The following is a 20,100-nucleotide window of genomic DNA, read 5'->3' on the forward strand; positions in this document are numbered from 1 at the left end:
TCACTCAACAATGAAAACAAATAATATTAATTTATTTTGCGATATAGTTACTCAAAGGTCAGGAGAACATTCTTGCGCTATAAATATTTTGTTGCAACAACAATTATATGGGCAGGTAATATCTATTCTGCGTCAAGAATTAGATTCTATGGTAAGAGTTATGTTTTTGTTGTCAATTAGCGACTTAAACCTTAGAGAGCATTTTATAAACCAAACTTTGGAGGGAATAAAATGGTCTTATCCCAATACAAAGAAAGTCGTGACCGATAAACAAATGGTGGATTTAGCTGATAAATTTTATGGCTGGCCTTTTTTTGTTTATAAATTAGGATGCGCTTTTATTCATCTTTCAGCAATGGTATATTATAAAAACAGTAATCCATTTTTGCTTTTATCTGTTTCAGAAAGAAATGACATCACAAGGTTTTTACATCAATATCATAGTTTCCCGTTAGAGTTGGAATTGAATTTGGAAAATATCATCCCATATCTTGATAAAGTATTTAATAAAGTTTCAAGTAACTTAGCATGTTACATTGAAGATTTACGTCAAAATAAACTTTTGGAGGAATATTAAAATAAGGGAGGATTTTAGCTATCCTCCCTTATTTTAATAGGTTACTTCTGCTGCAACAGATGCTTCAGGTTGTCATCGCCCGCGATGCGCTCCAATTCCTCCTGAACAATCTGCTTCACCTCCTCCTTGATGCGCCGGTAATTTGCCTGCACCGTTTCCTTCATGCGGTCGTTGCCGTCTGCGTCAGTGAAATCGGTAATAACGGGGATTTTCTTGTAGGCACTTTCCTCCCGTTTTACCTTATCGGCATCCACCACAATCTCGCAGTGGAAAATCTTCTGTTCGATACGCTCGTTGAAGTTGTCGGACACCGAACCGACAAACATTCCCTGCGTCAAACCGGAAATCTTGCTGGGCGGGATAAGCGCGTCCATCTGCGTGTTAATGGAGGTGGAAACATCCTGCCGGTTGATGGAGATAGACTGCCGTTTCTGCAACACCTTACCGAATCGTTCCGATAGTGTCTTTGCCGTTTCACCTACCACCTGCCCGGAGAAAATGTTACCGACCGTATTCATCACCACTTTCGCCTCCTTATCACCGTAGTCGCGCACCAGCTGGCTGAAATCCTGAAATCCCAGACACACGGCAACCTTGTTGCTTCGGGCGGTAGCTATAAGATTGTCCAACCCTTTGAAATATATCGTCGGCAGCTCGTCTATGATGACCGACGACTTCAGCATCCCCTTCTTATTGATGAGCTTCACGATGCGGGAGTTATACAATCCGAGAGCCGCCCCGTAGATATTCTGACGGTCGGGATTGTTGCCCACGCATAGGATTTTCGGCTCTTCGGGATTGTTGATGTCCAGCGTAAACTCGCTGTCCGACATCACCCAATAGAGCTGCGGTGAAATCATCCTCGAAAGCGGAATTTTTGCCGACGCTATCTGCCCCATGAGCTGCTCCGCAGCCCCTCCGAGCCACGCATCCATGAACGGGGAAAGGTAGTTCTCCAGTTCGGGATAGGAAGTCAGTATCGGAAAAATATCCTCGTAGCGGCGGTTCAAAAATTCGATGGCATGGGGAAACGTGCAATATTTCCCGTTCTGATAGATTTTAAGATACCATATAATACTGGCGAACAAAATGATAGGTGATTCCACAAAGAAGTCACCCTGCTTTTGCACCCACGTTTTATTGAGGTTGAGCATTATTGTATAGGCACTCTCGTAGGCGTCCGTAATATCTTCCATAAAATCCGGGTGAATGGGATTGCACCGATGAGAGCGTCGCGGGTCGTCGAAGTTGATCACATAGAACTTCGGCTTCACCTTGTAGCCGTCAGGGTGGTTCAGCAGATGATTGTAGGCAATGGTGGACAAGTCGCTGAATTTGAAGTCATACACGTACATCAAGAAGCCCTTTTCAATCTGTTGCTTGATAAAATTGTTTACCACGGCGTATGACTTGCCGCTGCCCGGCGTACCCAACACGATGGACGCACGGAAGGGATTCACCACATTGATCCAACCGTTGTTCCAACGCTTTTTGTAATAGAAGCGTGTCGGCAAATTGACCGAATACTCGCTTTCGATGAGTCTTGTTTCCTGCATGAAACTCTCGTTCTCGTTGTTGAAAACATCCTCCATCAAATTGTGTTTCAACAGACGGCTCATCCACAGACCTCCCATCAACAGGCAGACATAGCCCGTACCGATGGTAAGGACATACAGCCCCATCACCGCCTCAATCGGAAGCGGCAGAGCCAGTATCCACCAGTTTAGGAAAAACAGCACGGACCCGGCGGCGAGTGCCGTCCATATTCTTCCCCAAGTGATTTTCTCTCCCTTGACCCCCTTTGTACCCAGACAGGACAGGGCAAGCAGCAGGACGGCAAACAGCTTTGTGTACAGTATGGAATGGAACAGCCCCGCCGTGCGGTCGAAGTTCAGAAGGATTCTGTCCACCACACCGATGTTCACGCCCCACAGCCGGATGACTTCGTAACAGAACCAGTACACGTTCATAACCACTAAAATAATACTCACGGCACGCAGAAAATCCATGATTTTCGCCAATGCCCTCAAATCGTCTTCTTGTTGTGACATACATTGATTTTTTAATTGTTGATACTCCGATTACAAACCCAAGCCCTTGCGCTTTTTCTTCTTTTTGCGCTTCATCGCCCGGATGAAAGCCTTTTCCTCAGCATCTACCGCCGGACCTTCGGGAGTGAGCAAGCCCATTCCGCCCGATACGTCTTCACGGTCGTATGCGGTCTGTCCGTATGCCTTGTCCGCAGCATCCATAGGGATGGATAACGGTATCGGCGGTTGTCCGGCGTATGGCAGGGTGAAGTGTTCCTGCAAGGCATTCGCCGAAAGCTCCTTGCCCATGCGAGAGCCGTTCAGTACACATCCTGTGCGGTGGTCGATAAACGTCGCTCCATAGATACGCCCTTCATCCGTGTAGCGCAGTACGGTGTCGATGCCCTTCTCTTTGAGTTGGGATACAAATTTGTCCTTGTCATAAGTGCCTTGCAGCACGGAAAGAACGGTGCGTTTCGTCATGTCGGCGAGCTTCCTGTCCTTAATCTCTGATTTGGAACGGATAAATTTTCTCTGTACGGCTTCATAACCTGCGGACTTCCCGAAAAGCGAGGACTTGAACGGGTTGCCCACCTTGTTACCCTTGTCGTCCGTGACGGAATAAACCAGCCCGTGATACTCCCGTCCGCGCACGTTGCCTCTCGCTTCCTCCACCGTCATATTATATAAGGAAAGGAGCGCACGGTATTCGCCCATCGTCTGAAAACGGTACTGCCCGTTCAGAGCCTTCACAGTGCCAGCCACCTGCTTCTTCACATCACCTGCCGATGCGTCCACCTTGCTTAGCGGCGTGTCAAGCCGGCGGTTCCTGCGCTCCGCGCCGTGCAGCCCGTATTTCTTCTCCAGCTCACGGGTGATTTGTTTGCTACGATAGTAGTTGTTCTTGTCGCTGATACATTTCCCGTTATCGTCCACCCGCACCGTCACGATGTGCAGGTGGTGGCGGTCGATGTCCTCGTGCTTGAAAACAAGATAAGGCTGGTTGCCGAAACCGAGTTTTTCCAGATACTCGCGGGCTATATCCTGCAATTCCGCATCGGTCAACACATCCTCCGGATGTGGGTTGAGCGAAATATGCACCACCGGCTTCTCCACCTTCATCTGTGGCGGCATGAAGGTGAGAAAACCCTCCATCGCCTTGTTGATGTCCACCTTTCCCGAACCGTCATTGTAGATGCGGTTGGTCGTAAGCAACCGCCCCTGCGCCTCGTTAATCTTCTCCCCGTTATAGGCAATCGCGCCGTACAACGAGTTTCCTACACTGATTTTTGCGACCATTTCGCCTCCATTTCCCTTGAAAGTTCCACAATCCGGCGGCTCAGTTTCACGAGTTCGACGGTGTGTTGCTCTAATTTGTAGAGCAACGCCATCGCCTTTTTCTCTGAAAAATGCAGCCTCAGTTCCTTCACGACTTGGTTGTAATTCGTACCCACGGCGCGGAACTGCGCATGAAAATCCGATAGCTTGGTGTAATAGTCCACCAGCGTCTTGTCCACCTTCAGCACCTTGAACGGCTGTCCGAAGAAGTGCGCTTTGAGGAAAACCGACCGTGCATAGACACCCGATTTTCCGAACATGGCGAGGAAACGATTGTGTTCCTCCTCGTTGAAACGGACGGTGTAACGGTACACCGCCGGATCAAGTTTGGGATTTCTCCCTGCTTTGCTTTTCCTTTTCTCTTTCATATTACTTTGGATTTAGCGGATTGACGGCATAAGCCGCCGCTTCGGATCACAGCACCGCAGTTCTGAAAGGCTTTCCGACTTCGGAGGGAAAGCCCGCCCCCTGCAAGGGCAAGGCGTTTTCCGGGATGCTCAAAATATTTTGAGCGGCTGAAAACATACCTTGCTATGTTCAGGTGAACATAAAAATCCGTCAGGGGACGGATGGGAAGATACCTTTCAGGACTCCGGGCCGCGCACCATCGGCGAACCCTGCTGTCCGGGGGGCAAAGTTACGCCCTTAAAGCTGTATTGGACAGATGCTTGACCCGGTCAATGACTGCCAACCGGCGCAACGTGCTGCCACTTGCCGGAGAAGTGATACAGGTTCCAAAATATACTTGTTTATTTGCAGCATGATTCAAGAAACGAACGATTTGAAAATATGAGAAAAGGAACATTCAAATACCCGGACAATCGCTTCGGCGGATACTTGCCGAAGCGGATACCCGAACCGTCGGAACCCCGGTTATCCGACAATCTGGTGAAGTACAGATTCAATGACTTCATGACGCAGTGTCGTCATTCATCACTTGTTCGCCGCACCGCTTCACCACAGAACCGGATACGCGATGACCCGCCCATGTGTCTGTTCACTGAAGCGGATAATGTAGCAACCAAATCCGCATATAAATAGAAAAAGAAATCTTCAACAATTAAAATAAATGGAACTATGAGTAAGGAAATCTTCGTTGCATTCGCAACACAGAAAGGTGGCATCGGCAAATCCACTGTCACGGCACTTGCCGCCAGCTACCTGCACAACGTGAAAGGCTACAATGTCGCCGTCGTGGACTGCGACGACCCGCAGCACAGCATCCACGGGCTGCGCGAACACGAAATGGGGCTTATCGACAGCAGCACCTACTTCAAGGCTCTCGCTTGCGACCATTTCCGCCGGATGAAAAAGAACGCCTACACCATCGTCAAGAGCAATGCGGTGAACGCCCTCGACGATGCCGAGAGGATGATTGCCACTGAGGACGTGAAACCCGACGTGGTGTTCTTCGACATGCCCGGCACACTCCGTAGTAACGGCGTGATAAAGACGCTCTCGCAGATGGACTACATCTTCACTCCGCTGAGTGCCGACCGCTTTGTTGTGGAGAGTACCCTGAAATTCGTCACAATGTTCCGCGACAGGCTGATGACTACCGGACAGGCGAAAACAAAGGGGCTTTATCTGTTTTGGACGATGGTGGACGGCAGGGAGAGGAACGACCTGTACGGCATCTACGAGGAAGTGATAGCCGAAATGGGCTTTCCGGTACTTTCCACCCGCTTGCCCGACAGCAAGAAGTTCCGCCGTGACCTTTCGGAAGAGCGCAAGAGCGTTTTCCGCTCCACCATCTTCCCGATGGACACGGCACTGCTGAAAGGGAGTGGCATCCGGGAGTTTTCCGAAGAGATAAGCGACATCATCAGACCGCAGTGAGCATGGGCAGCAGGAAAGTGAACACGGAAGGCATCGACGAGGAACTGCTGTTAGCTTCCATCGGGCGGCGCACACAGGACGGGACACTGCGCCCCGCACAGGAAGTACCCGCAGCTGCACCGACCGAAGAGGACACCGCCGCACCGGAACCACCTCCTGTGCAACCAGTAACACGGGAAAAAGCGCAGAGGGAAAGTGGCCGCCGGAAAAGGCAGGATGAGGACTATAACGAGCTGTTCCTGCGCCGCAACGAGATAAAGACCCGCCAGTGTGTCTATATCAGCCGCGATGTCCACGGCAAAATCCTCAGAATCGTGAACGACATCGCCGGAGGTGAAATCTCGGTGGGCGGCTATGTGGATACCGTGCTGCGCCAACATCTGGAACAGCACAAGGAGAGAATCAACGAACTGTACAAGAAACAACGTGAAGATCTGATTTGAAAATGGAAAAAGAAATGACACCGAATGAAAAAAGACCACAGCAAGACTGCGGAGGTATGTTTGCCCAAGTGCAGGCGAGTGTGGAAATCCTGTCGCCTGTCCCGGTAAGCGGCAAATGCTGCGAGAAGGACTATGAACGTCTGTTCATCCGTGACTCGGAAGTAAAGGCACGTGAGGGGAAGATGGCGTATGTGCGCCCGGAGTACCACGAGCGTATCATGTGTATCACCCGTGTAATCGGGCATGACCGGCTTATGCTGTCCGCTTACATCGACCATGTGCTGACGCATCACTTCAACCAGTGCGAGGATGCGATAAAGAGCCTTTATGCCCGAAATTATAATTCAGTATTCTAACCAAAAACGGAAGGATATGAATTACACAATCAGCATGACAGACATTCTGCTGGCGGTATCGGTCGGCTGCAACCTCTGGTTCCTGTTCCTGCTCCTTTACGAGCGCATCATGGACACGCGGATTGTCCGCTTCTTCAAGGGCATTGTCGGATTATGGCGGTCACTGGACGGGAATGAGGCTAAACGCATAGCGGCACACGAGGAAGTCCCTGCGGAAAAGGCGGACATCATCGGCAAGAGCCGTTTCAGGATGGCATCCACCCGGACAACCGCTGCCATACCGACGCAAGAAGCCGCCACTATGGAAAAAGGCATTGAGCTGTCGGAGGAAGAGGCTACTTTTGACGACGGAAAAACGGGAAACGCATCCCGCCCGGCACAAGTTCCGGAGGAAAAACTCGATGAGACCTTCACGAGCATACCGCCGGAGGAACTGGGATACGGGGACGACGAACCGGAAGAGGACGCCTCGGACACGCCACGGGCTTCGGGCAGCAGCTTTGACGAGATTGACGACGCCTGCAAGACCGCCAAGAACCCGGACGCGACACAGGCGGAACGTGAAAAGGCGGCGAAGGTGTTCACCGACATGGAGGGCACGGAGTTGTACGAGAAAATGATGGAAGGCTCTTCGGAGATAGGCATCCGCATCAAGGGGCTTATCGAGATTCGGCTGAAGAAACCTGAAAAGGAGTTCGTCGTGCCGGACAACATCGAGGAGTTCGACATTCGCAACTATGTATGACAACAATAAAAGAAATGAACATGAAAGAATGACATCAACCCACGCGGCGAGGAAACGCAAGGCGCATCCCTATCCGCAACGGACACGCCCACGTCCGTGGAAACAAACGGGCATCCACTAAAACCAAAGTAAAGAAACAAAGTATCAACCGCCCGACAAAGGACCATCCACCCTTTTGACGGCAAAAAACAAGAACAGTTTATGAACAAGAACATCTTGAAAAACAGAAAAGCAATCCTCTCCGCGGCACTTGTCATCGCCGCAACCGCCTCCGCTTTCGCGCAGGGAAACGGCATCGCGGGCATCAACGAAGCCACCTCTATGGTGAGTTCTTATTTCGACCCCGGAACTAAACTGATATACGCCATCGGTGCAGTCGTCGGGCTTATCGGGGGCGTAAAAGTGTACGGCAAGTTTTCATCGGGCGACCCCGACACCAGCAAGACAGCCGCCTCGTGGTTCGGCGCGTGCATCTTCCTGATTGTTGCCGCCACCATCCTGCGCTCATTCTTCCTTTAATAAATAATGTATGGCTGAATACCCAATCAACAAGGGTATCGGCCGTCCGGTAGAGTTCAAGGGCTTGAAGGCACAGTACCTCTTCATCTTCTGCGGAGGTCTGCTGGCTCTCTTCGTCCTGTTCGTCATCCTCTACATGGTCGGTATCGACCAGTGGATATGTATCGGCTTCGGCGCGGCATCGTCCTCCCTCCTTGTATGGCAGACCTTCGCGCTGAACGCCCGGTACGGCGAACACGGGCTGATGAAATTAGGAGCGGCACGGAGCCATCCCCGATACCTTATCAACCGGCGGCGGATACCCCGTCTGTTCAAACGACAACGAAAGGAAGAAAGACAATGAGGAATACATCGAAAATGACAACACTGGAAAACAGGTTCCCACTTTTAGCGGTGGAGCATGGCTGCATCATCTCAAAGGACGCCGACATCACGGTGGCTTTCGAGGTGGAACTGCCGGAACTTTACACCGTGACGGGTGCGGAGTACGAGGCGATACACAGTTGCTGGTGCAAGGCTATCAAGGTGCTGCCGGACTACTCCGTCGTCCACAAACAGGACTGGTTCATCAAGGAACGCTACAAACCGGAGCTTCAGAAGGACGACATGAGCTTTTTAAGCCGCTCTTTCGAGCGTCACTTCAACGAGCGTCCGTACCTGAAACACACCTGCTACCTCTACCTGACCAAGACAACAAAGGAGCGTAACCGGATGCAGAGCAATTTCAGCACGCTGTGCCGGGGACATATCATCCCGAAGGAGCTGGACAGGGAAACCACGACCAAGTTCTTGGAAGCCTGCGAACAGTTCGAGCGCATCATGAACGACAGCGGGCTTGTCAGGCTGCGCCGCCTCTCCACCGATGAGATTGTGGGTACTGAGGGAAATACGGGACTTATTGAACGCTACTTCTCGCTCATGTCGGAAGGTGACACCACCTTGCAGGACATCGAGCTTTCGGCAAGGGAGATGCGCATCGGCGACAACCGCCTGTGTCTGCACACCCTCTCCGACGCGGAAGACCTGCCGGGCAAGGTGGCTACCGACACCCGTTACGAGAAGCTCTCCACCGACCGGAGTGACTGCCGACTGTCATTCGCCTCCCCGGTGGGGCTTCTGCTCTCCTGCAACCATATCTACAACCAGTATGTGCTGATAGACAACAGTGAGGAAACCTTGCATAAGTTCGAGAAGTCCGCCCGTAACATGCAGTCGCTATCTCGCTATTCAAGGAGCAACAGCATCAACCGCGAGTGGATAGACCAATACCTGAACGAAGCCCATTCCTACGGACTGACCTCGGTACGGGCACACTTCAACGTCATGGCGTGGAGCGACGATGCGGAGGAACTGAAGCATATCAAGAACGACGTGGGCAGCCAGTTGGCAAGCATGGAATGCGTGCCGCGCCACAACACCATCGACTGCCCGACACTCTACTGGGCGGCGATACCCGGCAATGCGGCGGACTTCCCGGCGGAAGAGAGTTTCCACACCTTCATCGAACAGGCGGTGTGCCTGTTCACAGAGGAAACCAACTACCGCAACTCGCTCTCGCCCTTCGGCATCAAGATGGTGGACAGGCTCACGGGAAAACCGCTGCACCTTGACATCTCCGACCTGCCCATGAAGCGGGGTATCACGACCAACCGCAACAAGTTCGTGCTGGGTCCTTCGGGCAGCGGCAAGTCTTTCTTCATGAACCACCTCGTGCGCCAATATTATGAGCAAGGCGCACATGTGGTATTGGTGGACACGGGAAACTCCTATCAGGGCTTGTGCGGCATGATCCGACGCAAGACAGGCGGAGCGGACGGCGTGTATTTCACCTACACGGAAGAGAAGCCCATATCGTTCAACCCGTTCTACACCGACGATTACATCTTCGACGTGGAGAAGAAGGACAGCATCAAGACCCTGCTGCTGACGCTCTGGAAGTCGGAGGACGACAAGGTGACAAAGACGGAGAGCGGCGAGCTGGGCAGTGCCGTGAGTGCCTATATTGAGCGCATCCAATCCGACCGTAGCATCGTGCCGTCGTTCAACACCTTCTACGAGTATATGCGTGACGACTACCGCAAGGAACTGGCACAGCGTGACATCAAGGTGGAGAAGTCCGACTTCAACATCGACAACATGCTCACCACCATGCGGCAGTATTACCGGGGCGGACGCTACGACTTCCTGCTCAACTCCACGGAGAACATCGACCTGCTCGGCAAGCGGTTCATTGTCTTCGAGATAGATTCGATTAAGGAAAACCGCGAACTGTTCCCCGTCGTGACCATCATCATCATGGAAGCCTTCATCAACAAGATGCGGCGACTAAAAGGGGTACGGAAACAGCTTATTGTGGAAGAGGCTTGGAAGGCTCTCTCTTCAGCGAACATGGCTGAATATCTGCGCTATATGTACAAGACGGTCAGAAAATATTACGGCGAGGCAATCGTGGTGACGCAGGAGGTGGACGACATCATTTCCTCTCCCGTGGTCAAGGAGAGCATCATCAACAACTCCGACTGCAAGATACTTCTCGACCAGCGCAAGTACATGAACAAGTTCGACCAGATACAGGCGTTGCTCGGACTGACGGAAAAGGAGAAAGGGCAGATACTCTCCATCAACATGGCGAACAACCCTTCACGGCTCTACAAGGAGGTGTGGATAGGCTTGGGTGGCACACAATCGGCGGTCTATGCCACCGAGGTCAGTGCAGAAGAATATCTGGCGTACACCACCGAGGAAACGGAGAAAGTGGAGGTTTACCGTCTGGCGGAGAAGTTGGGCGGCGACATCGAAGCCGCCATCCGGCAACTTGCCGAGAAGCGGAGAACCAAAAGTTAATCATTTAATCATCAGCTAAAAACAAGAAATGCGTATGAATTTATCAAAAGTTAAAATGCTGCAAGTCAGCAAGTGCCTGATCGGATTGGCGGTCATGATGCTGCAATCCTGCGATGTGGTCGATAACCGCCGTGATATGCTGTGCGGGAACTGGGAGAGCGTGGAGGGGAAGCCCGATGTGCTTATCTACAAGGAGGGCGAAGCCTACAAGGTGACGGTGTTCCGCCGGAGCGGTCTGCGCCGCAAGCTGAAACCGGAAACCTATCTCTTGCAGGAGGAAAACGACAACCTGTTCATGAACACCGGCTTCCGCATCGACGTGTCCTACAACGAGGCAACGGACGTGCTGACCTTCTCGCCGGGCGGCGACTATGTGCGGGTGAAACCGCAGCCGGGACACCCGACAGAAGAATAACAACCACTAAAATCCAAAGTAACATGAGAACAAGAATAACAATGATTATCTGCCTGTGCCTGCTTTTCGCAGGCAGGGCAAGCGCACAGTGGGTCGTAAGCGATCCGGGCAATCTGGCGCAGGGTATCATCAATGCCTCCAAAAACATCATCCATACCTCCAAGACTGCCACGAACATGGTGAGCAACTTTCAGGAAACGGTGAAAATCTATCAGCAGGGCAAAAAGTATTACGATGCCCTCAAATCGGTGAACAATCTCGTCAAGGACGCCCGCAAGGTGCAGCAGACCATCCTGATGGTAGGCGACATCACCGACATTTATGTAAACAGTTTCCAAAGGATGCTCCGTGATGGAAATTTCAGACCAGAAGAGCTGTCGGCAATCGCTTTCGGTTACACGAAACTGCTGGAAGAGAGCAACGAAGTATTGACGGAACTGAAGAATGTGGTGAACATCACCACGCTCTCCATGACCGACAAGGAGCGCATGGACGTGGTGGAACGCTGCTACTCCAAAATGAAGCGTTACCGCAACCTTGTGAGCTATTACACCAACAAGAACATCTCCGTGAGTTATCTGCGTGCGAAGAAAAAGAACGACCTCGACCGCATCATGGGGCTGTACGGGAACATGAACGAAAGATACTGGTAAGCCTATGGAGTTCGATAACCTTCATCAGATTTTACGCTCACTTTATGAGCAGATGATGCCGCTATGTGGGGACATGGCGGGTGTGGCGAAAGGCATCGCCGGGCTGGGTGCGCTGTTCTACGTCGCCTACCGGGTATGGCAGTCGCTGGCGAGAGCCGAACCGATAGACGTATTCCCGATGCTCCGTCCTTTTGCCATCGGTCTGTGCATCATGTTCTTCCCGACTGTGGTGCTGGGCACGATAAACAGCATCCTCTCACCCGTCGTACAGGGCACGGCAAAGATGCTGGAGGCGGAAACGCTGGACATGAACCGATACCGGGAGCAGAAGGACAAGCTGGAATACGAGGCGATGGTACGCAACCCCGAAACCGCCTACCTCGTGTCCAACGAGGAATTTGACAAGCAACTGGAGGAACTCGGCTGGTCGCCCTCCGACATGGTGACGATGGCGGGAATGTATATCGACCGGGGAATGTACAACATGAAGAAGAGTATCCGCGACTTCTTCCGCGAGATACTGGAACTGCTGTTCCAAGCCGCCGCCCTCGTGATAGACACCGTCCGCACCTTCTTTCTCGTGGTGCTGGCGATACTCGGTCCGATAGCCTTCGCCCTGTCGGTATGGGACGGTTTCCAAAGCACGCTCACGCAGTGGATATGCCGCTACATACAGGTCTATCTGTGGCTTCCGGTGTCGGACATGTTCAGCACCATACTGGCGAAGATACAGGTGCTGATGCTGCAAAGCGACATCGAGCGGATGCAGGCAGACCCGAACTTCTCGCTGGATTCGAGCGACGGGGTGTATATCGTGTTCCTCTGCATCGGCATCATCGGATACTTCACCATTCCCACCGTTGCCGGCTGGATTATCCAAGCCGGAGGCATGGGCGGTTACGGTCGCAACGTGAACCAGATGGCGGGACGAGCCGGAAGCATGGCGGGCAGCGTGGCGGGTGCAGCCGCAGGAAACGTGGTCGGACGTGCCGGGAAACTGCTGAAATAATCAACTGACAATTAAAAACGAATAAACAACAATGGAATTTAAGTCACTTAAAAACATCGAATCATCGTTCAGGCAGATACGCCTGTTCGGTATCGTCTTCCTCTCGCTGTGCACCGTGGTGACGGTGTGGAGCGTGTGGAACTCCTACCGTTTCGCGGAGAAGCAACGGGAGAAAATCTATGTGTTGGACAACGGCAAGTCGCTGATGCTTGCGCTGTCGCAGGATCTGTCGCAGAACCGTCCAGCGGAGGCACGGGAGCATGTGCGCCGCTTCCACGAGCTTTTCTTCACGCTGTCACCTGAAAAAAGCGCGATTGAACACAACGTAAAACGTGCCTTGCTGCTGGCAGACAAGAGCGTGTACCACTATTATTCGGACTTCGCCGAGAAGGGGTACTACAACCGCATCATCGCCGGAAACATCAACCAAGTGTTGAAGGTGGACAGCGTGGTGTGTGACTTCAACGCCTATCCCTACCGAGCCGTGACCTACGCCACGCAGAAAATCATCCGGCAAAGCAACGTCACCGAGCGCAGCCTCGTGACCACCTGCCGCCTGCTGAACGCATCACGGTCGGACGACAATCCCAACGGCTTCACCATCGAGGGTTTCACCATCATCGAGAATAAGGATTTACAGACTATCAAACGGTAACGGATTATGAAACGGAAAGTAAAAAGTATCAGAAAAACAATGTGGGGCGTGTACTGGAAGCTCCACGACAAACGGAAACGGCTGGTGGCAAGGCTCAAAGGGTATCTGGACGGTTTGCCGCCGGAAACACGCCGCCGCATCGTACTGGGGATGCTCGCCGCCTTCGCGGTGCTTGCCCTCTACACCTTCGGCAGAGCCGTCTATGACATCGGCAGGAACGACGGCTTACGCATGGAAACGGGACACGCCGGACGGGTGGAACTGCCGACCCCGGTGGAAACTGACAATCACTTAACACCTTATTTATATGGAACAGACGAAGAATGAACCGACGAAAGAGAACAAAGCCGCTCCCGACACGGGAAAGCCGAAAAAGGGGCGCGAACCGCTGACCGAGGCGCAGCGGCTGAAACGGCAGAAGATGATAGTCCTGCCCGCTATGGTGCTGGTGTTCATCGGGGCGATGTGGCTGATATTCGCCCCGTCCTCCGGCAAGGAGCAACAGCCGGGAACAGACGGATACAACACCGAGATGCCCGACGCGGACAAGGCGAACCGGCAGATTATCGGCGACAAGTTGAAAGCCTACGAGCATGGGGAGATGGAAGAGCGTCTGGAGAGCCGCAACCGTGCCATCGGGCAGCTGGGCGACATGTTCGACCGCGAGATAGCTGGAACGGAGGACGGGACGGACTTCGACCTCGCCAATCCGGGCGGCAAAGAGGAAAAGGCACAGCCCGCCACGCCGCAGACCATCCAATCCTCCGCAGCCGCCTACCGTGACCTGAACGCCACCCTCGGCAACTTCTACGAACAGCCGAAGAACGACAATGCCGAGATGGATGAGCTGTTGGAGCGCATCGCCTCGCTGGAGTCGGAACTGGAAAGCGAGAAGGGCAGGACTTCATCTATGGACGAACAGGTGGCACTTATGGAGAAGTCCTATGAGCTGGCGGCAAAGTACATGGGCGGTCAGAACGGAGGAAAGCCGGAACAGGCGGCAGAGCCTTCCACCGTGCAGAAGGGAAAGAAGAACACGGCGACACCCGTAAGGCAAGTGACCCGCCAAGTCGTTTCCTCCCTTGCACAGCCCATGAGCAACGCGGAGTTTGTCGCCACCTTCTCGCAGGAGCGCAACCGGGGGTTCAACACGGCTGTCGGCACTACAGAGGTATCGGACCGGAATACCATCCCGGCATGTGTGCATGGTGCGCAGAGCGTGACGGACGGACAGACGGTAAGGTTGCGCCTGCTGGAGCCTATGGCGGTGGCGGGCAGAACAATCCCACGCAATGCAGTGGTGGTCGGCACGGGCAAGATACAGGGTGAGCGGCTCGACATCGAGGTCACCTCGCTGGAATACGATGGCACGATTATCCCGGTGGAGCTTGCGGTCTATGACACGGACGGACAGCCCGGTATCTTCATCCCGAACTCGATGGAGATGAACGCCGTCAGGGAGGTCGCCGCCAACATGGGCGGCTCGTTAGGGAGCAGCATCAACATCTCCACCAATGCCGGGGCGCAGCTCGCCTCCGATTTGGGCAAGGGGCTGATACAAGGCACGAGCCAGTACATCGCCAAGAAGATGCGAACCGTAAAGGTGCATCTGAAAGCCGGGTACAGGGTCATGCTCTATCAGGAAAAGGACTGAAAACAACAATCAATCAAAAAAACATTTACCACTAAAATCCAAAAGTAATGAGAAAAGTAATCATCATGTTTGCCCTCGCTATGGGCATCGCAACTGCCAACGCGCAGGAGAATGTAACCGTTGAAACGACCAAAGGAAGTGAACAGCCGACCTTGACGAAGGAGGTCTATCCGCAGAAGGAGGCGGACGGCGACCTGTATCACGGTCTGTCGCGCAAGCTGACCTTCGACCGCATGATACCGCCGCACGGACTGGAAGTGACCTATGACAAGACCGTCCACGTCATTTTTCCGGCGGAGGTGCGCTATGTCGATTTAGGCTCGCCCGACCTGATTGCCGGGAAAGCCGACGGAGCGGAGAACGTCATCCGCGTGAAGGCTACCGTGAGAAATTTTCCCAACGAAACGAATATGTCCGTCATCACGGAGGACGGCAGTTTCTACACCTTCAACGTGAAGTACGCCGCCGAACCGCTGTTACTCAACGTGGAGATGTGCGATTTCATCCATGACGGCAGTACGGTGAACCGCCCGAACAATGCGCAGGAAATCTATCTGAAAGAGCTGGGCAGCGAAAGCCCGATGCTGGTGCGCCTTATCATGAAGTCCATCCACAAACAGAACAAGCGCGAGGTGAAGCATATCGGCTGCAAGCGTTTCGGCATCCAATACCTGTTGAAAGGCATCTACACGCACAACGGCTTACTCTACTTCCACACGGAGATAAAGAACCAGAGCAACGTGCCTTTCGATGTGGACTACATCACTTGGAAAATCGTGGACAAGAAGGTGGCGAAACGTACCGCCGTGCAGGAGCAGATCATTCTGCCGCTCCGTGCGCAGAACTACGCCACTCTCGTGCCGGGCAAAAAAAGTGAGCGCACGGTCTTCACGATGGCGAAGTTCACCATCCCCGACGACAAGTGCCTCGTGGTGGAGCTGAACGAGAAGAACGGCGGCCGTCACCAGTCCTTCGTGATTGAGAACGAGGATTTGGTACGAGCCAGCACCATTAACGAACTTCAAGTGCGCTGACCATGAGAAAATACATCGCAATAATCATCGCGTCGCTTGCCCTTTTCACGGGGCAGGCGCACGCCCAGCGGTGTCTGCCGAAGATGCATGGCATCGAGGTAAGGGCGGACATGGCGGACGGTTTCAATCCCGGTGGCAAGGACGGCGGCTACAGTTTCGGGGCGTCTCTTTCCACCTACACGAAGAGGGGAAACAAGTGGGTGTTCGGTGGCGAATACCTCCTGAAAAACAATCCTTACAAGAACACCAAGATACCCGTGGCGCAGTTCACGGCGGAGGGCGGCTATTACTTCAAGATACTGTCGGACGCTCGAAAAATCGTGTTCGTCTATGCCGGGGCTTCGGCTCTTGCCGGATATGAGTCGGTGAACTGGGGAACGAAGGTGCTGCATGACGGTTCTACGCTGCACGACCGGGACGCCTTCATCTACGGCGGCGCGCTGACGCTCGATGTGGAATGCTACGTGGCAGACCGTATAGCCCTGCTTGCCAATCTGCGGGAGCGTTGCCTTTGGGGTGGCGACACGCGGAAGTTTCACACGCAGTTCGGGGTCGGTATCAAGTTCATCATCAACTGACACGGGCATGGAAAGGACGGAAATAGATGCTGTCAGAAGGATGCCGCTTACGGATTTTCTCGCACGGCTGGGGCATGAGCCTGTTAGAAGGAGCAGTAACGAGCTGTGGTATCTTGCCCCGTACAGGGGCGAGCGCACACCCTCTTTCCGTGTGAACGTGGCGAAACAGCTCTGGTACGACTTCGGTTTGGGCAAGGGCGGCGACATCTTCACGCTTGCCGGGGAGTTTCTGCAAAGCGATGACTTCATGAAGCAAGCGAAGTTCATAGCGGAAGCCGCCAATATGACGGTTGCCGGATGGGAAAAGCCCGCCTATCTCCCGAAGCCGACCGAACCCGTCTTTGAGGATGTGGAGGTCGCTCCGTTACTTCGCTCACCGTTGACGGACTATCTGGCGGAACGTGGCATACCCATCGCCATCACATCCCGTCACTGTTGCCGTCTGAACTACAGTGTGCGTGGAAAACGGTATTTTGCTGTCGGTTTCCTGAATATGGCAGGTGGATATGAAGTCCGAAGCCGATTTTTCAAGGGGTGCATCCCGCCAAAAGATGTGTCTTTGGCAAGGACGAAGGAAATCCCGGCTGACGAGTGCCTCGTGTTTGAGGGCTTCATGGACTTTCTCTCCGCTGTGACGCTTGGCGTAACCGGTAACGCTGACTGCCTTGTTCTGAACTCTGTCGCCAACGTGGAGAAGGCGGCGGAATTGCTGGACGGCTACGGGCGCATCGGATGCTTCCTTGACCGTGACGAAGCCGGACGGCGGACGCTTGACGCTCTTGCCAAACGGTATGGGGCGCGTGTCGCCGACCGTTCCTCCCTCTATGACGGTTGCAAGGACTTGAATGAGTACCTGCAACGGACAACGAAAAAACAGAAAAACAATCATCTAAAAATCGAAGAACAATGAACATACTGAACAACAGAAACAAGAGTACAAACATCTTTAAGGTGGTGGCGTTATGCCTGATAGCCGCTGTGTCATTCACCCTCGTGTCGTGCGATGACGACATGGACATCCAACAGTCCTATCCCTTCACGGTGGAGGTCATGCCCGTGCCGAACAAGGTGACAAAGGGGCAGACGGTGGAAATCCGCTGTGAACTGAAAAAGGAGGGCGACTTCGCTAACACGCTTTATACCATCCGCTATTTTCAGTTTGAGGGAGAAGGAAAGTTGAAAATGGATAACGGCATCACCTTCCTGCCCAACGACCGCTACCTGCTGGAGAACGAAAAGTTCCGCCTGTACTACACGGCGGAGGGCGAAGAGGCGCACAACTTTATTGTGGTGGTGGAGGACAACTTCGGCAACTCCTTCGAGCTGGAATTTGACTTCAACAACCGGAATGTAAAGGATGACGGTTTGACCATCGTTCCCATCGGCAACTTCAGCCCCTTGCTGAAATGATGCGTGTATTCATGGTAATGCTCTGTTCGCTTATGGCGGTCTGTTCCGTGTCCGCACGGATCAGCCGCCGAGAGGGAATGGACGGGCAGGCGGCAATCTACCGTTTGCCACTTTTCGAGAGGGCGGTGTGCTGCACGAAATATTTTGAGGGCTGGCACTCGGAAAAACACCACCCATACGTGGGTTGGGGTCACAAAATTCTGCCGGACGAAAGATATTCGGCACGAACCATGACGAAGCGGCAGGCGGACGTGCTTCTGCGGAAAGACTTGCGGAAGTTCTGCGCGATGTTCCGGCAGTTCGGGAAAGACAGCCTTTTACTCGCCACGCTTGCCTACAACGTGGGTCCATACCGGCTTTTGGGTAGCAAGACAATCCCCAAAAGCACCTTGATAAAGAAGTTGGAGGCTGGCGACAGGAACATCTACCATGAATATATTGCTTTTTGCAGTTACAAGGGAAAACGCCATGCCATGCTGCTCACACGGAGAAAGGTGGAGTTTGCGCTGCTGTATATCCCGTGATTGATGCAAAATTCGTAAAAAAAATAATTACCTCTGTTTTATAATTCAAGAGCAGGGGTAATTATGTATCACCTCAATATTACTTTAGTTGTATTATTTTATGATAACATTTTGTCATTCAGTATAAAATGCCTAATTTTGCGTCCAAAGACAGAACAATTATGAATAATAAATTAAATATAAAAATAGAACAATTAAAGAACATCAATAATATTGAGTTAAATCTACCAATAGAAACAGGACTTTATGCTATAACTGGAGCTAATGGAACAGGCAAAAGTACTATCATGACAGTCATTTCTAAGGTTGTACGTAACTCTGCATTCAATGTTTTTCAACCTCATGATTATTCATCTAATAGTAAAATCACAATATCCTATGATGGAAAAGAAAATTCTTGGACAAAAGCCAGTAGAGGATGGAGTTGTAGTTCAACTGATATAATATCTCTAAAAGGTTTTTATGAAGGTAGCATAATACATGGAATGCGTTTTATAGATGCAAATTATGATACATTACTAAAAGCTGAAAGAGTTAATAATACAATTTTAACTGATGCAGATTCGTTTGTTTCGCGCAATTTAAGTTATATTTTGCATGGAAATTATGATTTCTATACAAATCTTAAACGCATTAAAAATAGAACATTAGCACAACTTAAAGCGTTCAAAGGAATTCCATATTTCATTGAAGGAACTAATGGAATAGTTAATCAGTTTTGTATGAGTGCAGGAGAAAATATGTTGATTAGCTTATTGCATATGTTGAATGTTGTCATTGTTCGCCCTGCAAAGTCTGAAGATGTACGGCTTATATTGATAGATGAAATTGAATTAGCATTGCATCCATCTGCAATCATGAGGTTAGTTGATTTTTTGCAAAAATTGGCTACAGAGTATAATCTTGCTATATATTTTTCAAGTCATTCAATAGAATTACTTAGGAAAATAAAGCCTTCAAATATTTTTCATTTACAAAAGGAGTTGGATAATATCGCTATTGTAAATCCATGTTATCCATCATATGCAACACGAGATATTTATCAACATTCGGGATACGATTTTCTTATTTTAGTAGAGGATGTGTTGGCTAAATATATATTGGAGAATATAATTGATGAAAATGCCTTGTATAAAAGTAAATTGATTAATATTCTACCAAGTGGTGGTTGGGAGAATGTGTTAAAAATGCAAGATGATATTTGTAAGTCAAATTTAGCAGGGGTTGGAACAAAAGTATTAAGTGTTCTTGATGGTGATGTAAAACCGGATTTTGAACAACTATATAAGCAAAAGGGATTATATACTAATTTAACAATAAATTTTCTGCCAATACATAGTTTGGAAAAATACCTACATGAAAAAATTATTGTAAATAAAGATGCTGATTTTTTCAAGGAAATAGGTGACCGTTTTTTCAAAGTTAAATCACTAAAAGAAGTGGTGGATAGTTTAATCAAAAAGAATGACGACAAGGC

23 protein-coding genes are annotated in these 20,100 nt (G+C 51.3%); 20 read left to right on the plus strand and 3 right to left on the minus strand.

Translation table 11 applies throughout. The features are described 5' to 3' along the window. Positions 1–10: 10 nt before the first annotated feature. The gene (locus tag DW082_RS12010; RefSeq protein ID WP_002560991.1) at positions 11–577 is read left to right on the plus strand and encodes a hypothetical protein; all 567 of its coding nucleotides are present in this window, start codon (positions 11–13) and stop codon (positions 575–577) included. A 41-nt stretch (positions 578–618) separates the two neighbouring features. Here the strand turns inward: DW082_RS12010 and mobC are convergent, their stop codons facing one another. The 3 genes from mobC to mobA are packed head-to-tail and all read right to left on the minus strand — an operon-like array spanning position 619 to position 4,313. Then, positions 619–2,628: a conjugal transfer protein MobC gene (gene mobC, locus DW082_RS12015; protein ID WP_002560990.1), complete on the minus strand. Its 2,010-nt coding sequence runs from the start codon at positions 2,626–2,628 to the stop codon at positions 619–621. A 30-nt stretch (positions 2,629–2,658) separates the two neighbouring features. Further along, positions 2,659–3,906 (minus strand): conjugal transfer protein MobB, encoded by a 1,248-nt coding sequence (gene mobB, locus DW082_RS12020; protein WP_002560989.1) that lies wholly within the window; start codon positions 3,904–3,906, stop codon positions 2,659–2,661. Next, positions 3,885–4,313, minus strand: a complete 429-nt coding sequence (gene mobA, locus DW082_RS12025; protein ID WP_002560988.1) for a conjugal transfer protein MobA — start codon at positions 4,311–4,313, stop codon at positions 3,885–3,887. The genes mobB and mobA overlap by 22 nt, the downstream gene beginning before the upstream one ends. A 709-nt stretch (positions 4,314–5,022) precedes the next feature. Between mobA and DW082_RS12040 the strand changes: the two genes are divergently transcribed. The 19 genes from DW082_RS12040 to DW082_RS12130 form a co-directional block, all read left to right on the plus strand. After that, positions 5,023–5,784, plus strand: coding sequence for a ParA family protein (locus DW082_RS12040; RefSeq protein WP_002560987.1), 762 nt, complete (start codon positions 5,023–5,025; stop codon positions 5,782–5,784). Between the two features lie 2 nt (positions 5,785–5,786). Beyond that, positions 5,787–6,227 (plus strand): DUF3408 domain-containing protein, encoded by a 441-nt coding sequence (locus DW082_RS12045; RefSeq protein ID WP_002560986.1) that lies wholly within the window; start codon positions 5,787–5,789, stop codon positions 6,225–6,227. Positions 6,228–6,229: 2 nt separating this feature from the next. After that, complete coding sequence (locus tag DW082_RS12050; RefSeq protein WP_025880727.1) at positions 6,230–6,583, plus strand: DUF3408 domain-containing protein; 354 nt, start codon at positions 6,230–6,232, stop codon at positions 6,581–6,583. A 16-nt stretch (positions 6,584–6,599) separates the two neighbouring features. Next, a complete protein-coding gene (locus tag DW082_RS12055) occupies positions 6,600–7,328 on the plus strand; it encodes a hypothetical protein (protein ID WP_008764732.1) in 729 nt (242 codons plus the stop codon). 201 nt (positions 7,329–7,529) lie between these two features. Continuing rightward, positions 7,530–7,847 carry a DUF4134 domain-containing protein gene (locus DW082_RS12060; RefSeq protein ID WP_002560983.1) on the plus strand — a complete coding sequence of 106 codons (318 nt, stop codon included), beginning with the start codon at positions 7,530–7,532 and terminating at the stop codon, positions 7,845–7,847. Positions 7,848–7,857: 10 nt separating this feature from the next. Next, positions 7,858–8,190, plus strand: a complete 333-nt coding sequence (locus tag DW082_RS12065) for a DUF4133 domain-containing protein (RefSeq protein WP_008764731.1) — start codon at positions 7,858–7,860, stop codon at positions 8,188–8,190. Further along, the gene (locus DW082_RS12070) at positions 8,187–10,691 is read left to right on the plus strand and encodes a TraG family conjugative transposon ATPase (RefSeq protein ID WP_004356142.1); all 2,505 of its coding nucleotides are present in this window, start codon (positions 8,187–8,189) and stop codon (positions 10,689–10,691) included. Before DW082_RS12065 ends, DW082_RS12070 begins: the two co-directional genes overlap by 4 nt. Before the next feature lie 34 nt (positions 10,692–10,725). Beyond that, positions 10,726–11,106: a DUF3876 domain-containing protein gene (locus DW082_RS12075; RefSeq protein ID WP_002560979.1), complete on the plus strand. Its 381-nt coding sequence runs from the start codon at positions 10,726–10,728 to the stop codon at positions 11,104–11,106. A gap of 23 nt (positions 11,107–11,129) precedes the next feature. After that, entirely contained in the window at positions 11,130–11,759 is a 630-nt protein-coding gene (locus DW082_RS12080; protein WP_002560978.1) for a DUF4141 domain-containing protein, read from the plus strand. A 4-nt stretch (positions 11,760–11,763) separates the two neighbouring features. After that, positions 11,764–12,768, plus strand: coding sequence for a conjugative transposon protein TraJ (gene traJ / locus DW082_RS12085; protein ID WP_002560977.1), 1,005 nt, complete (start codon positions 11,764–11,766; stop codon positions 12,766–12,768). 31 nt (positions 12,769–12,799) lie between these two features. Then, positions 12,800–13,423, plus strand: coding sequence for a conjugative transposon protein TraK (traK, locus tag DW082_RS12090; protein WP_002560976.1), 624 nt, complete (start codon positions 12,800–12,802; stop codon positions 13,421–13,423). Between the two features lie 39 nt (positions 13,424–13,462). Continuing rightward, positions 13,463–13,750, plus strand: a complete 288-nt coding sequence (locus DW082_RS12095) for a TraL conjugative transposon family protein (RefSeq protein ID WP_002560975.1) — start codon at positions 13,463–13,465, stop codon at positions 13,748–13,750. After that, positions 13,731–15,077, plus strand: a complete 1,347-nt coding sequence (gene traM, locus DW082_RS12100; protein WP_002560974.1) for a conjugative transposon protein TraM — start codon at positions 13,731–13,733, stop codon at positions 15,075–15,077. Before DW082_RS12095 ends, traM begins: the two co-directional genes overlap by 20 nt. A 47-nt stretch (positions 15,078–15,124) precedes the next feature. Further along, positions 15,125–16,111, plus strand: a complete 987-nt coding sequence (gene traN, locus DW082_RS12105) for a conjugative transposon protein TraN (protein WP_002560973.1) — start codon at positions 15,125–15,127, stop codon at positions 16,109–16,111. 2 nt (positions 16,112–16,113) lie between these two features. Then, on the plus strand, positions 16,114–16,689 hold the full coding sequence (locus DW082_RS12110; protein ID WP_008764729.1) for a conjugal transfer protein TraO: 576 nt from the start codon (positions 16,114–16,116) through the stop codon (positions 16,687–16,689). 7 nt (positions 16,690–16,696) lie between these two features. Next, positions 16,697–17,599, plus strand: a complete 903-nt coding sequence (locus DW082_RS12115; protein ID WP_002560971.1) for a toprim domain-containing protein — start codon at positions 16,697–16,699, stop codon at positions 17,597–17,599. Next, positions 17,596–18,099 carry a DUF3872 domain-containing protein gene (locus DW082_RS12120; protein WP_002560970.1) on the plus strand — a complete coding sequence of 168 codons (504 nt, stop codon included), beginning with the start codon at positions 17,596–17,598 and terminating at the stop codon, positions 18,097–18,099. Before DW082_RS12115 ends, DW082_RS12120 begins: the two co-directional genes overlap by 4 nt. Further along, positions 18,096–18,623: a glycoside hydrolase family protein gene (locus tag DW082_RS12125; protein ID WP_002560969.1), complete on the plus strand. Its 528-nt coding sequence runs from the start codon at positions 18,096–18,098 to the stop codon at positions 18,621–18,623. Before DW082_RS12120 ends, DW082_RS12125 begins: the two co-directional genes overlap by 4 nt. Before the next feature lie 161 nt (positions 18,624–18,784). After that, positions 18,785–20,100 (plus strand): ATP-dependent endonuclease (locus tag DW082_RS12130; protein ID WP_118458832.1); only part of this gene is annotated, 1,316 nt, incomplete at its 3' end.

Origin of the sequence: Alistipes sp. AF48-12 (assembly GCF_003477565.1) — a bacterium.
GTDB classification, from domain to species: Bacteria; Bacteroidota; Bacteroidia; order Bacteroidales; family Rikenellaceae; genus Alistipes_A; species Alistipes_A hominis.

Coding starts and splice junctions, on each gene's coding strand:
- traK (WP_002560976.1), top strand. CDS start 12,800: ATGGAATTTAAGTCACTTAAAAACATCGAATCATCGTTCAGGCAGATA.
- DW082_RS12010 (WP_002560991.1), top strand. CDS start 11: ATGAAAACAAATAATATTAATTTATTTTGCGATATAGTTACTCAAAGG.
- DW082_RS12125 (WP_002560969.1), top strand. CDS start 18,096: ATGATGCGTGTATTCATGGTAATGCTCTGTTCGCTTATGGCGGTCTGT.
- DW082_RS12110 (WP_008764729.1), top strand. CDS start 16,114: ATGAGAAAATACATCGCAATAATCATCGCGTCGCTTGCCCTTTTCACG.
- traJ (WP_002560977.1), top strand. CDS start 11,764: ATGGAGTTCGATAACCTTCATCAGATTTTACGCTCACTTTATGAGCAG.
- DW082_RS12080 (WP_002560978.1), top strand. CDS start 11,130: ATGAGAACAAGAATAACAATGATTATCTGCCTGTGCCTGCTTTTCGCA.
- mobC (WP_002560990.1), bottom strand. CDS start 2,628: ATGTCACAACAAGAAGACGATTTGAGGGCATTGGCGAAAATCATGGAT.
- DW082_RS12065 (WP_008764731.1), top strand. CDS start 7,858: ATGGCTGAATACCCAATCAACAAGGGTATCGGCCGTCCGGTAGAGTTC.
- DW082_RS12040 (WP_002560987.1), top strand. CDS start 5,023: ATGAGTAAGGAAATCTTCGTTGCATTCGCAACACAGAAAGGTGGCATC.
- DW082_RS12060 (WP_002560983.1), top strand. CDS start 7,530: ATGAACAAGAACATCTTGAAAAACAGAAAAGCAATCCTCTCCGCGGCA.
- DW082_RS12050 (WP_025880727.1), top strand. CDS start 6,230: ATGGAAAAAGAAATGACACCGAATGAAAAAAGACCACAGCAAGACTGC.
- DW082_RS12095 (WP_002560975.1), top strand. CDS start 13,463: ATGTGGGGCGTGTACTGGAAGCTCCACGACAAACGGAAACGGCTGGTG.
- DW082_RS12045 (WP_002560986.1), top strand. CDS start 5,787: ATGGGCAGCAGGAAAGTGAACACGGAAGGCATCGACGAGGAACTGCTG.
- DW082_RS12115 (WP_002560971.1), top strand. CDS start 16,697: ATGGAAAGGACGGAAATAGATGCTGTCAGAAGGATGCCGCTTACGGAT.
- mobA (WP_002560988.1), bottom strand. CDS start 4,313: ATGAAAGAGAAAAGGAAAAGCAAAGCAGGGAGAAATCCCAAACTTGAT.
- DW082_RS12120 (WP_002560970.1), top strand. CDS start 17,596: ATGAACATACTGAACAACAGAAACAAGAGTACAAACATCTTTAAGGTG.
- DW082_RS12055 (WP_008764732.1), top strand. CDS start 6,600: ATGAATTACACAATCAGCATGACAGACATTCTGCTGGCGGTATCGGTC.
- traM (WP_002560974.1), top strand. CDS start 13,731: ATGGAACAGACGAAGAATGAACCGACGAAAGAGAACAAAGCCGCTCCC.
- DW082_RS12075 (WP_002560979.1), top strand. CDS start 10,726: ATGAATTTATCAAAAGTTAAAATGCTGCAAGTCAGCAAGTGCCTGATC.
- mobB (WP_002560989.1), bottom strand. CDS start 3,906: ATGGTCGCAAAAATCAGTGTAGGAAACTCGTTGTACGGCGCGATTGCC.
- DW082_RS12070 (WP_004356142.1), top strand. CDS start 8,187: ATGAGGAATACATCGAAAATGACAACACTGGAAAACAGGTTCCCACTT.
- traN (WP_002560973.1), top strand. CDS start 15,125: ATGAGAAAAGTAATCATCATGTTTGCCCTCGCTATGGGCATCGCAACT.